The sequence below is a fragment of the Paraburkholderia sp. J94 genome (genome assembly GCF_905220285.1).
GTDB classification, from domain to species: domain Bacteria; phylum Pseudomonadota; class Gammaproteobacteria; order Burkholderiales; family Burkholderiaceae; genus Paraburkholderia; species Paraburkholderia tropica_A.
Map to the genome: position 1 here is coordinate 163363 of NZ_CAJMZH010000008.1, position 12331 is coordinate 175693.

9 protein-coding genes are annotated in these 12331 nt (G+C 66.7%); 6 read left to right on the forward strand and 3 right to left on the reverse strand.

Translation table 11 applies throughout. The annotated features are described in order from the left end of the window. Positions 1-84: 84 nt before the first annotated feature. From U4Y88_RS18745 to U4Y88_RS18755, 3 genes are all read right to left on the reverse strand, one after another. Positions 85-909, reverse strand: coding sequence for an enoyl-CoA hydratase/isomerase family protein (locus U4Y88_RS18745; RefSeq protein ID WP_224012522.1), 825 nt, complete (start codon positions 907-909; stop codon positions 85-87). A 98-nt stretch (positions 910-1007) separates the two neighbouring features. Continuing rightward, entirely contained in the window at positions 1008-2192 is a 1185-nt protein-coding gene (locus tag U4Y88_RS18750) for an ABC transporter substrate-binding protein (RefSeq protein WP_310630276.1), read from the reverse strand. Between the two features lie 309 nt (positions 2193-2501). Then, positions 2502-3491 (reverse strand): fumarylacetoacetate hydrolase family protein, encoded by a 990-nt coding sequence (locus U4Y88_RS18755; RefSeq protein ID WP_321785605.1) that lies wholly within the window; start codon positions 3489-3491, stop codon positions 2502-2504. A gap of 14 nt (positions 3492-3505) precedes the next feature. Here U4Y88_RS18755 and U4Y88_RS18760 point away from each other — a divergent pair, with 14 nt between their 5' ends. From U4Y88_RS18760 to metH, 6 genes are all read left to right on the forward strand, one after another. After that, positions 3506-4588 carry an IclR family transcriptional regulator gene (locus U4Y88_RS18760; protein WP_415774459.1) on the forward strand — a complete coding sequence of 361 codons (1083 nt, stop codon included), beginning with the start codon at positions 3506-3508 and terminating at the stop codon, positions 4586-4588. A 241-nt stretch (positions 4589-4829) separates the two neighbouring features. After that, the gene (locus U4Y88_RS18765; protein ID WP_321785607.1) at positions 4830-6278 is read left to right on the forward strand and encodes a DUF3108 domain-containing protein; all 1449 of its coding nucleotides are present in this window, start codon (positions 4830-4832) and stop codon (positions 6276-6278) included. 560 nt (positions 6279-6838) lie between these two features. Continuing rightward, on the forward strand, positions 6839-7627 hold the full coding sequence (locus U4Y88_RS18770) for an alpha/beta fold hydrolase (protein WP_321785609.1): 789 nt from the start codon (positions 6839-6841) through the stop codon (positions 7625-7627). Between the two features lie 187 nt (positions 7628-7814). Beyond that, positions 7815-8072, forward strand: a complete 258-nt coding sequence (locus U4Y88_RS18775; protein WP_224012516.1) for a DUF3567 domain-containing protein — start codon at positions 7815-7817, stop codon at positions 8070-8072. 292 nt (positions 8073-8364) lie between these two features. Continuing rightward, positions 8365-9459, forward strand: a complete 1095-nt coding sequence (locus U4Y88_RS18780) for a homocysteine S-methyltransferase family protein (RefSeq protein WP_224012515.1) — start codon at positions 8365-8367, stop codon at positions 9457-9459. 68 nt (positions 9460-9527) lie between these two features. After that, positions 9528-12245, forward strand: a complete 2718-nt coding sequence (gene metH / locus U4Y88_RS18785) for a methionine synthase (protein ID WP_321785611.1) — start codon at positions 9528-9530, stop codon at positions 12243-12245. The last annotated feature ends 86 nt before the right edge of the window (positions 12246-12331 follow it).

Sequence of the window (12331 nt, forward strand, 5' to 3'; positions counted from 1 at the left end):
GGACAACAAGCGGAAACAAGCGGCGACAAGCGGCGACAAGCGATAAAGCGATAACAAGCGCGACGCGCCTCGCCCCGTCACCGCTCAGAACGGATCGCCGCCCGGAAAGTCCGGCGCGCGACGCTCGCGCAGCGACTGCACGCCCTCGCGCACGTCCGGCCCCGAGAAGCCCATGAATTCGAGCGCAAGCGACGTGTCGAAGTTCGGCCCCGCCTGCCGCAGCCAGTTGTTGAGCGCGTACTTGGTCCAGCGCAGCGCCGTCTGCGAGCCGCTCGCCAGACGCTTCGCCACCTCGAACGCCTTCGGCAGCAGATCGTTTTCGTCGACGGCCAGCGACACGAGGCCGATGCGCTCCGCCTCCTCGCCGCTCACCGGCTCGCACAGCAGCAGGTAGTACTTCGCCTTCGCCATGCCGCACAAAAGCGGCCAGACGATCGCCGCGTGATCGCCCGCCGCCACGCCCAGACGCGTATGTCCGTCGATGATGCGCGCACTCTTTGCGGCGATCGAAATATCAGCGAGCAGCCCCGCGACGAGGCCCGCGCCCACGGCCGGCCCGTGCATCGCCGAAACGATCGGCTTGCTGCAGTTGATGACGTTGTAGACGAGGTCGCGCGCCTCGCGCCAGACGCGCGCGCGCACGTCGAAATGCAGCGCCATGTCCTCGACGAGCGCGAGATCGCCGCCCGCCGAAAAGCCCTTGCCCTCGCCGCGGATCACGGCCACGCGCGCGTCCGGGTCGCGGTCGACGTCGCGCCAGATTTCGGCGAGTTCGCGATGCATGTTCGCGTCGGCGGTGGCGAGGCCGCTCTTGTTGGTGCCTGCGCCGCTCATCACGATCTCGACGATGCCGTGTTCGTGCCGCCGCACGTGCAAGGCGTGATAGCGGGCGTAAAAAGGATCGTTCATCAGCGGCTCCTTGCCGGTTTCGCGAGGCGCATGGTCAATGCCCCGTCAATTGATTCGGATTACCAGGCGAATCGCCAATCGCCGCGTGCGTGAGCGCGTCAACGCTGCGGCTGATAGATCCATTTGCCGTTTTCGATTTCGACCATCACGCGTGCGCGCGCATCGAGACCGAGGTGATCGGTCGTGCTCATGTTGACGACGCCGTTGGTCGTATGCAGCCCGCGCGTCGCTTCAATGGCGTCGCGCAGCGCGTGGCGGAACGCGCTCGTGCCGGGCGCCGCCGACTTCAGCGCGACGGGAATCGCGCTGCCGAGCAGCAGGCCCGCGTCCCACGTGTAAGCGCCGAACGCCGACACCGAGCCCGCGCCGTAACGCGCTTCGAATCGCGCGATGTAGTCGAGCGCGAGACGCCGCTCGGGCCGGTCCTCGGGCAGTTGCGCGGCGACCAGCACCGGGCTCGCGGGCAGGAAGGTGCCGTTGCAGTCGGCGCCGCATACGCGCAGGAAATCGCGATTGCCCACGCCATGATTGTGATAGACGAGGCCCTTGTAGCCGCGCTCCTTGAGGGCCTTCGGCGGCAGCGCGGCGGGCGTGCCGGCCGCGCCCACCACCACGGCGTCGGGCTTCGCGGCGACGATGCGCAGCGCCTGCCCCGTCACGCTCGCATCGGTGCGGTTGAAGCGCTCGTTCGCGACGATGCGGATGCCGCGCGCCTGCGCCGCCTTCGCGACTTCGGCGTAGAACGCGTCGCCGAGCGCGTCGGCCTGGCCAATGTAGGCGAGCGTTTTGACGTTGTGCGCGGCGGCGTGTTCGGCGATCGCGCCCGCCATCATCGCGTCGGTCTGCGGCGTCTTGAACATCCAGTGGCGCTTGTCGTCGACGGGTTCGATGATCTTCGCCGACGACGCCAGCGAGATCGTCGGCGTTTCGCCTTGCGCGATCACGTCGAGCATCGCCAGCGTGTTGGGCGTGATCGACGAACCGATGATCGCGTCCACGTGCTGTTCGTCGATGAGCTTCTTCGTGTCCTGCACGGCTTGCGTCGTGTCGGACGCATCGTCGAGCACGATGTATTGCACCTGCTGGCCCGCGATCTGCGTGGGCAGCATCGCGGCGGTGTCGCGCGCGGGAATGCCGAGCGACGCGGCAGGTCCGGTCAGCGAGAGCACGAGACCGATCTTGATCTGCGCGAGCGCGACCGAGGGTACGGAAAACGATGCAATGAAAGCGGCGAGCGGCAGGGCAAAGCCCAGGGAAAAGCGGCGGGTGCGAGAGCGCGGCATGGTGTCTCCGGTCGATCGCGCGGTGGCCTCGCGGCGGCGCGGATCGCGTAATGTTCGACGAGCGTATTCTGCGTACGGCTTCGATGCGGCTACAGCTTTTCCAGCTTGTTTTACGGCCTGGTTTTACAGCCTTGTTTTACGACTTTCTGCGCCGGGATTCCCCCGGCATGTCGACGCGCGCCGCGCCAGGCGGCGCGCGTTCTCCAACGCGTTCGCCAGTGTAGCCGCACGCGGCGCGCGCGGCATCCGGCGAAACCCTTTCAGGCGTCTTGCGCGCGACGATATACGTCGATGCGCGCCCAAACTCGCTTATTCGCCGCCGAGCGGCGCGACGCCCTGATCGATCGCACCGAAGATCGACTTGCCCGCTTCGTCGAGCATCTCGATCTTCACGCTGTCGCCGAACTTCATGAAGCCGGTGCTCGCCTCGCCGTGCTCGATGGTTTCGAGGCAGCGCTTCTCGGCGATGCAGCAGTAGCCGCGCTTCGCGTCCTTGTTCGAGACCGTGCCCGAGCCGACGATCGCGCCCGCGCGCAGATTGCGCGTCTTCGCCGCGTGCGCGATCAGCTGGCCGAAGTGGAACACCATGTCGGTGCCCGCGTCGGGCTGGCCGACCTTCTTGTTGTTCCAGTAGACCAGCATCGGCAGATGCACGCGGCCTTCGCGCCAGTGCTCGCCAAGTTCGTCGGGCGTGACGAAAACCGGCGAGAACGAGGTGGCCGGCTTGCTCTGGAAGAAGCCGAAACCCTTCGCGAGTTCGGCGGGAATCAGGTTGCGCAGCGACACGTCGTTGACGAGGCCGACGAGGCGCACGGCCTTGAGCGCTTCCTCGGCGCTCACGCCCATCGGCACGTCGCCGGTGATCACCGCCACTTCCGCCTCGAAGTCGATGCCGAAGGCTTCCGAGGCGCAGACGATGTCGTCGGTCGGGCCGATGAAGTCGTCGCTGCCGCCCTGGTACATGAGCGGATCGGTCCAGAACTCGGGCGGCATCTCCGCGCCGCGCGCGCGCCGCACCAGCTCGACGTGGTTCACGTAGGCCGAGCCGTCGGCCCACTGATAGGCGCGCGGCAGCGGCGCCATGCAGTCGCGGGCGTCGAAACTGAAGGTGTTGCGGGCGCGGCCCTGGTTGAGCGCTTCGTAGAGATCGAGCAGTTGCGGCGCGTAGAAGCGCCAGTCGTCGAGCACGCGCTGCAACGTGGGCGCGATCGCATCGGCGATGGCGGCGCTGCGCAGGTCGCGGGAAACGACGATCAGCTGGCCGTCGCGGGTGCCGTCCTTCAGCGTGGCAAGTTTCATGTGGTGAGGCGTGGATGACGATAGAGGAAATGTATTCTACGATGGTGAATCGGCGCGGCCCAAGCGGCGCACTGAATCCCTTCGCGCCGGCCGCCTCCGGCGCCGCTTCACGCTTCATCGCCATCCATCGACACTCATCGACACTCATCGACGCTTTCATGCCGAAGTCCGCCCGCCCCGCGCCCAGCGCCCCGCCTCTCGCCGCCACTGCGGCCCAGCCGCTCGCCGATGCCGATCTCGACGACATCAACGAAGCCGGTGAAGGCGGCGAAAGCGGTGAAAGCAGTGAAAGCGGCGACGAAGGCGGCGAGGAAAAGCAGCGTTCGGGCATCCAGTCGATCGAAGTCGGTTTCCGGCTGCTCGAAGTGCTCACGAACGAGCCGCGCGCGATGATGCTGCGCGACCTCGCGCAGCGCGCGGGCATGAGCCCGGCGAAGGCGCATCGCTATCTGGTGAGCTTTCTGCGTCTGGGCATGGTCGCGCAGGACCCGCTTTCCGGGCGCTACGAACTCGGCGGCTTCGCGCTGCAGCTCGGCCTTGCGCGGCTCGCGCGCGTGGACGGCGTGAAGCTCGCGCGCATCGCGCTGACCGAACTGCGCGATGCGCTCGACATCACCGTGGGCATCGCCGTGTGGGGCAACCAGGGGCCGACCGTCGTGCACTGGCTCGAATCGACGCATCCGGCCAAGGCGTCGCTCAAGCTCGGCGACGTCATGCCGATGCTCAGCTCCGCGACCGGCCTGCTGTTCGCCGCTTACCTGCCGCGCAGCAAGACCGCGCCGATGATCGAGCGCGAACTGGGCAGCGCGCAGCACTTCTCCTATGGCTCGACGCCGCGCACGGCCGAGGAACTCGAACGCGCGCTCGCCGAAGTGCGCGAGCACGGCGCGGCGCGCGTGGAAGGCATGCTGCTGCCGACCATCCACGCGTTCTGCACGCCGGTGTTCGACGCGAGCGGCGAACTGGCGCTCGGGCTGATCGCGCTCGGCCACGAAGGCGCGTTCGATATCGGCTGGAACGGCGCGGTGGACATGGCGCTGCGCGCGTGCGCCGACAAGCTTTCGTACGAATTGGGGTACAGCCCTGTGGAGCGCTGAGCGCCTTCAGGGCAAAGGCACGCGACGTGCTCCCGAATTGCAGTTTTGCGCGTGTAGCCGTGCGCGTTTTTACCAACGCGGTTTCTGGCGCATTTCCGGCGCGCTCACCAACGCGCTCACCGACGCGTTCACGCGCCCTTTTTGCAGCGGTCTGACGCGCCGTGTCACAGTAACGCCTAGGACTCAAGCGACCGATTCTCACGCTACCGCTCACCCAATCCGACGCCGCCACCGCCAACCGATGTCCACCTCCGCCACCGACCACCGCAGCGACCACGCCGGAACGAGCCGCGCGCGCCCCTGGCGCTGGGTGGCCGTGTTCGTCGCGGTGACGGCGCTGCACTGGCTCGCCGCCGAGTGGTTCGAGCGTCATCACGGCGCGCCGCCGTCGGCTGCGAAAGTGCACGTGCCCGTGCAGGTGCGGCTGCTCAAGACCGAGCGCATCGAGCAGCAGGCGCGGCCCGCGGGCGCGACGCCCGCGCCCAGGCCCGCCAAACCGGCCGCGCCCAAACGCGCCGCGCCGCCGCCGCACACGCTGCAAGCCGTCGCGCCGCCTCATCCGCATCCGAAAGTCGCCGCCGCGCCCGACACGCCGCAAGCCGCATCGAGCGCCGACGCGGCATCGGCGGCTTCTGCGCCAGTGGCGGCCAGCGCCGCGGCGGCGGGCGGCGGCAACGGCGACCATCCGTCGGCACAGGCCGCGCAGGCTTCGCACGGCCTGAAGTTTTCGGTGCCGCCGTCGGGCGAATTGCAGTACGAGACGTTTTATAACGGCGTGCGCAATCAGCCCGGCACGATCCACTGGAAGACTGACGGCCAGCACTACGAGATGGTGGTCGAAGTGCCGCTGCCCTTCGTCGGCACCTTTAGCTGGACGAGCAAGGGTCACGTCGATGCGTTCGGCCTCGCGCCCGAGCAGTACATCGAACAGCGCGGCCACCGTCCGGCCAACTTCACCATCTTCAACCGCGACCAGAAGCAGATCGTTTTTACGCGGACGCCTAATTCGCTCGCGCTGCCCGACGGCGCGCAGGACCGCTTCAGCATGGTCATGCAGCTCGCGAGCCTCGTGCGCGGCGATCCCGACACGTACAAGCCCGGCGTCACGCGCGAGTTCTATGTCGCCGACAACGACAGCGGCGAAACCTGGCCCATCACCACCATCGGCGACGAAACGGTGAGCACCGATCACGGCTACGTCACGGCGCGCCATTTCATGCGCCTGCCGCGTCACGACGGCGACAAGCGCCGCATCGACGTCTGGCTCGCGCCGTCGCTCGGCTGGCTGCCCGTGCGGCTGATGCAGACGGAGCCGAACGGCAGCGAATTCGAACTGATCTGGCGCGGCGCGCTCGTGCCGCCGGGCGGCGGCAGGGGAAGCGCGGGCGGGAACGAAGCGGCGAATCAAGCGCCGGGCGTTGCGCCGAATCCCACGCCAAACGCCACGCAAGGCGCCGCACCAAACGGCACACCAAACGCACCTGCGACGGATACGACGAATCCGCCGCCAGCCGGTGGTACGCCCGCGCCGGACACCTCGAATCCGGGCGCGGCCACGGCGCCCGCCAGCGACGACGGCAACGCCGCGCCGCCGGTTTCGCAGCCGCCGCCGTCGCCCGAAACGACAGCGCCCGCGACATCGCCATCGACGCAATCCGCGCCGCCTGCCGACGCCCCGCTGCACCCCTGAGCGGCGTTGCGCGCGTCAACACACACACGCGCACAAAGAAGGCGCGCGCGCAACACCAAAGCGGCCCTTCTGCCCGCAAGATTCTGCGAAATAGCGCATACTGGAATCGTCAAAGCGACGCGCTTTGGCCACGCGCGCAGACGGCCACGTACCGCCTGCCCACACGCGGCGCAGCGCCTCGCATCCGACATCGAGCGCCCCGCGAAGTCATGCAGCAATCATGCGGAACGACTGCAAGGCGAGCACCAGAAAGAACTGAAGAAACGGCTCGAGGGAGGCCGTCACGAACACAGCGACGCGTCCAGCGTCGCGCGTCACGTTGCACCGCGTTGAACACGCCTTGAACACATCACGTCGAACCTCGCGTCGAACGGAACCGGCGCGGCAGACAGGAATAGACAGGAGCCTCACGAACGTCCGGGATTCATCCCGGCCTGGACCACGAACGCCAGCCCGTATCGGCACGCAGTTTTCAGGCGCGCCGCTTGCGACAAGCGTGCGTTTGGGCAGTACCTCGCAATCGGCCTGACTCCCAACCCACTACGGTGAAGGAGGAACGCATGCAAGCGACTGTCAACGGCATCGATACGCGCTACGTCTTCGAAGACCGCAGCGGGGGTCCGGCGCTGACGTTCATCCACCAGTTGGGCGGCGATCTCACGGTATGGGATACGCTCGCGGGACACTTCCGCCATCGCCATCGCGTACTGCGTTACGACGTGCGCGGCCATGGCGGCAGCGCCATCGCGCACGAGGCCTTCGGCTTTCGCGAACTCGCCGCCGATCTCGCCGCATTGCTCGACGACCGCGACATCCGCGCGACGCATCTCGTCGGCATGTCGATGGGCGGCATGATCGCGCAACAGTTCGCACTCGACCACACGGCGCGCGTGCTCTCGCTCACGCTCTGCGACACCGCGAGCCGCACCGCGCCCGAGGCGCGCGCAAGCTGGAACGAACGCGCGGAATGCGTGCGCCGCGACGGTCTCGTCCCGCTCGCCGACGTGACGATGGCGCGCTGGTTCACGGCCGATTTCCGCCACACGCATCGCGATATCGTCGCGCAGGTTTGCGAGGTGTTATTACGGACGCCTGCACAAGGCTACGCGCGCGCCTGCGAAGCGCTGCGCGACTTCGACGTCCACGAGCGGCTCGCGCAACTGCGCGTGCCGACACTCGCCGTCGCGGGCCGCCACGACAGCGGCACGCCGCCCGCACAGACCGAAGCGCTCGCGCGCGCCATCGAAGGTGCGCGCTACGAATTGCTCGACGCCGCACATCTGGCCCCGGTAGAGGAGTCGCACGGATTCGCGGCCTTGCTTGAAACGTTTCTTCGCCAGCAGGTCTAAGAAGTTGCACCCGGTAGCATCACGAAGCACAGACTGAAACAGACGGAACAACAAACAATGAGAAGGAACCCCGAGGGAGAGCAGTCGAAAACAAGAGGTGCAGTGGGACCCACCCCTTGAATTCCAGAACGAACGCTCCATGTATCAACTCAAGCAGTGAGGGAGCACAGGAAAAAGGAGTGTCGCCATGCAGATGATCTACAACAGTCCGAATTATTGCGTTGTCGAGTTTCCGCCGCAGGACGGCCATGTCGCCATGCGTTCGGGCGGGTATGAGATCGTCGACAAGAACTCGCGACGCGAGATCTTCATCGACGGCGCAATGGCCGCGCGTTTTCGCGAAGACGTACAGAAGCTGATGGATGAAGACCAGTCGCTCGACGAGGTGGACGAATTCCTCGGACAGTTCGACAGTCTGATGCAGCAACCCGTGGTGCTCCACTGACCCTCCCGGCGCGCCGCCGCGAGGCGGCGCGCATAGCGGCGGCACCCGCCCGGAAAACCCCGCCTGGCCTCGCGGTCGCGCGGGGTTTTCCTTTTCCGGCGCACCCGCGCCGATTTTCCGTCGCTGCTGCCCGCTCCGCGCCCCTTCTGCGGCCGGTTTCCGCCCCGCCGCCGCGCCTGCGCGCGGCTTGTCCCGCGAGCCGCGCCAGGCCTCGCGCGCCAGCGCGGCGCCCCGGCTGCGGCTACAATAACGGGTTTCCCCGTCCAACCGGCTCCACGCCCGCTCGCGACCCATGAACCAGCCTGCCGACACCGTCTCGCGTCCCGCCGCGAATGCTCCCGCGCAACCCCGCTACACGCGCGGCGCCGCGCTGCCCGCGCTGCTCGCCTCGCGCATCCTGATTCTCGACGGCGCGATGGGCACGATGATCCAGCGCTACAAGCTCGACGAAGCCGCCTATCGCGGCAAAGGCGGCGTCGAGCGCTTCAAGGACTATCCGCGCGATATCAAGGGCAATAACGAACTGCTCTCGCTGACGCAGCCGCAGATCATCCGCGAGATTCACGACCAGTATCTCGCCGCGGGCGCGGACATCATCGAAACGAATACGTTCGGCGCGACCACGGTGGCGCAGGACGATTACGGCATGGGCGAGCTCGCCATCGAGATGAACATCGAGTCGGCGAAACTCGCGCGCGCCGCGTGCGACCAGTACTCGACGCCCGACAAGCCGCGCTTCGTCGCGGGCGCGATCGGACCGACGCCGAAGACCGCGAGCATCTCGCCCGACGTCAACGATCCGGGCGCGCGCAACGTCACGTTCGAAGAACTGCGCCGCGCGTATTACGAGCAGGCCAAGGCGCTGATGGACGGCGGCTGCGACCTGTTCCTCGTCGAGACGATCTTCGACACGCTCAACGCGAAGGCCGCGCTGTTCGCGCTCGACCAGTTGTTCGACGACACCGGCGAGATCCTGCCGATCATGATCTCGGGCACGGTCACCGACGCCTCGGGCCGCATTCTCTCGGGCCAGACCGTCGAGGCGTTCTGGAATTCGCTGCGCCACGCGAAGCCGCTCACGTTCGGCCTGAACTGCGCGCTGGGCGCGGCGCTGATGCGCCCGTACATCGCCGAACTCGCGAAGCTGTGCGACACCTACGTGTCGTGCTACCCGAACGCGGGCCTGCCGAACCCGATGAGCGACACCGGCTTCGACGAACTGCCCGCCGATACGTCCGGGCTCCTGAAGGAATTCGCCACGGCCGGCCTCGTGAACGTCGCGGGCGGCTGCTGCGGCACCACGCCCGATCACATCGCGGCGATTGCGAAAGCCCTCGCCGAGGTCAAGCCGCGCCGCTGGCCGGGGCAGTATCGCGACGCTGAATGAAGCGCCGCTGAATCGCCCTGCCACCCTAAACGACAAACCGACGAACCCTGACGATCCGGTCCCCCGCCATGACTGACCATACCCTGCGACTCTCCGGCCTCGAACCGTTCAACGTGACGGACGGCACGCTGTTCATCAACGTGGGCGAGCGCACCAACGTGACCGGCTCGAAGGCGTTCGCGCGCATGATTCTCAACGGCCAGTTCGACGAGGCGCTCGCGGTCGCGCGCCAGCAGGTCGAAAACGGCGCGCAGATCATCGACGTCAACATGGACGAGGCGATGCTCGATTCGAAAGCGGCGATGGTCCGCTTCATGAATCTGATCGCCTCCGAGCCCGACATCGCGCGCGTGCCGATCATGATCGACTCGTCGAAGTGGGACGTGATCGAGGCGGGCCTGCAATGCGTGCAGGGCAAGGCCATCGTCAACTCGATCTCGCTGAAGGAAGGCCGCGAGCCGTTCATCCACCACGCGAAGCTGATCCGCCGTTACGGCGCGGCGGCCGTGGTGATGGCCTTCGACGAAACCGGCCAGGCCGATACCTACCAGCGCAAGATCGAGATCTGCCAGCGCTCGTACGACGTGCTCGTGAACGAAGTCGGCTTCCTGCCCGAAGACATCATCTTCGACCCGAACATCTTCGCGGTCGCCACGGGCATCGAGGAGCACAACAACTACGCGGTGGACTTCATCGAAGCCACGCGCTGGATCAAGCAAAACCTGCCGCACGCGAAGATCAGCGGCGGCGTCTCGAACGTGTCGTTCTCGTTCCGCGGCAACGACCCGGTGCGCGAGGCGATCCACACCGTGTTCCTCTACCACGCGATTCAGGCGGGCATGGACATGGGCATCGTGAACGCGGGCCAGCTCGGCGTGTATGCCGATCTCGACGCCGAACTGCGCGAGCGCGTGGAAGACGTGGTGCTCAACCGCCGCGACGACGCCACCGACCGTCTGCTCGAAATCGCCGACAAGTTCAAGACCGGCGCCGCGAAGAAGGAAGAGAACCTGGAGTGGCGCAATCAGGGCGTCGAGAAGCGTCTTGCGCATGCGCTCGTGCACGGCATCACGAACTTCATCGTCGAAGACACCGAGGAAGCGCGCCAGAAGATCATGGGCGGCGGCGGCCGTCCGATCAACGTGATCGAAGGCCCGCTGATGGACGGCATGAACGTCGTCGGCGACCTGTTCGGTCAGGGCAAGATGTTCCTCCCGCAGGTCGTGAAGTCGGCGCGCGTGATGAAGCAGGCCGTCGCGCACCTGATTCCGTTCATCGAGGAAGAAAAGCGTCTGCTCGCCGAATCGGGCGCGGACGTGCGCGCGAAGGGCAAGATCGTCATCGCGACCGTGAAGGGCGACGTGCACGACATCGGCAAGAACATCGTGTCGGTCGTGCTCCAGTGCAACAACTTCGAAGTGGTCAACATGGGCGTGATGGTCCCGTGCAACGAGATCCTCGCGAAGGCGAAGGTCGAGGGCGCGGACATCATCGGTCTCTCAGGCCTGATTACGCCGTCGCTCGAAGAGATGGCCTACGTCGCGAGCGAAATGCAGCGCGACGACTACTTCCGCGTGAAGAAGATTCCGCTGCTGATCGGCGGCGCGACCACCTCGCGCGTGCACACGGCCGTGAAGATCGCGCCGCATTACGAAGGCCCGGTCGTGTACGTGCCGGACGCGTCGCGCTCGGTGTCGGTGGCGTCGAGCCTGCTGTCCGACGAAGGCGCGGCGAAGTACATCGACGAACTCAAGGGCGATTACGAGCGCATCCGCGACCAGCACGCCAACAAGAAGGCGCAGCCGATGGTCACGCTGGAAGCCGCGCGCGTCAACAAGACGAAGATCGACTGGGCGAACTTCGAACCCGTGAAGCCGAAGTTCATCGGCCGCCGCGTGTTCAAGAACTACGACCTGAACGAACTGGCGCAGTACATCGACTGGGGTCCGTTCTTCCAGACCTGGGATCTGGCCGGTCCGTATCCGCAGATCCTCAACGACGAGATCGTCGGCGAGTCGGCGCGCAAGGTGTTCTCCGACGCCAAGTCGATGCTCTCGCGCCTGATCCAGGGCCGCTGGCTGCAGGCGAACGGCGTGATCTCGCTGTTGCCCGCGAACACCGTCAACGACGACGACATCGAGATCTACACCGACGAATCGCGCACGGAAGTCGCGATGACGTGGCGCAATCTGCGTCAGCAGTCGGTGCGTCCGGTGGTGGACGGCGTGATGCGCCCGAACCGGTGTCTGGCCGACTTCATCGCGCCGAAGGACTCGGGCAAGGCCGACTATATCGGCCTGTTCGCGGTCACGGCAGGCATCGGCGTGGACGTGAAGGAAGCGCAGTTCGAAAAGGATCACGACGACTACAGCGCGATCATGCTCAAGGCGCTGGCCGACCGTTTCGCGGAAGCGTTCGCCGAAGCGATGCACGCGCGCGTGCGCCGCGATCTGTGGGGCTATGCGTCGGCCGAAACGCTCGACAACGACGCGCTGATCGCCGAGAAGTACGCGGGCATCCGTCCGGCGCCGGGCTATCCGGCCTGCCCGGACCACCTCGTGAAGCGCGATATGTTCGACGTGCTGCAAGCCAACGAGATCGGCATGAGCGTGACCGAGTCGCTGGCGATGCTGCCGGCGGCGAGCGTCTCGGGCTTCTATCTCGCGAACCCGGACAGCACGTATTTCTCGGTCGGCAAGATCGCCCAGGATCAGCTCGCCGACTTCGGCCGCCGCATGGCGCTCTCCGACGAAGACGCGCGCCGCGCGCTCGCGCCGCTGCTCTAAGGTCAGGCTGAACCTCGTCGCGACATGACATTCGCGCGCCGCGGCCGCAAGGCCCGCGCGCGGGCGTTGTGGCCAGCCGACATATG

What these genes read in the sequence shown, in the direction of transcription:
- U4Y88_RS18745 (WP_224012522.1), bottom strand. Translation starts at nt 909, where the DNA reads ATGAACGATCCTTTTTACGCCCGCTATCACGCCTTGCACGTGCGGCGG.
- U4Y88_RS18750 (WP_310630276.1), bottom strand. Translation starts at nt 2,192, where the DNA reads ATGCCGCGCTCTCGCACCCGCCGCTTTTCCCTGGGCTTTGCCCTGCCG.
- U4Y88_RS18755 (WP_321785605.1), bottom strand. Translation starts at nt 3,491, where the DNA reads ATGAAACTTGCCACGCTGAAGGACGGCACCCGCGACGGCCAGCTGATC.
- U4Y88_RS18760 (WP_415774459.1), top strand. Translation starts at nt 3,506, where the DNA reads ATGACGATAGAGGAAATGTATTCTACGATGGTGAATCGGCGCGGCCCA.
- U4Y88_RS18765 (WP_321785607.1), top strand. Translation starts at nt 4,830, where the DNA reads ATGTCCACCTCCGCCACCGACCACCGCAGCGACCACGCCGGAACGAGC.
- U4Y88_RS18770 (WP_321785609.1), top strand. Translation starts at nt 6,839, where the DNA reads ATGCAAGCGACTGTCAACGGCATCGATACGCGCTACGTCTTCGAAGAC.
- U4Y88_RS18775 (WP_224012516.1), top strand. Translation starts at nt 7,815, where the DNA reads ATGCAGATGATCTACAACAGTCCGAATTATTGCGTTGTCGAGTTTCCG.
- U4Y88_RS18780 (WP_224012515.1), top strand. Translation starts at nt 8,365, where the DNA reads ATGAACCAGCCTGCCGACACCGTCTCGCGTCCCGCCGCGAATGCTCCC.
- metH (WP_321785611.1), top strand. Translation starts at nt 9,528, where the DNA reads ATGACTGACCATACCCTGCGACTCTCCGGCCTCGAACCGTTCAACGTG.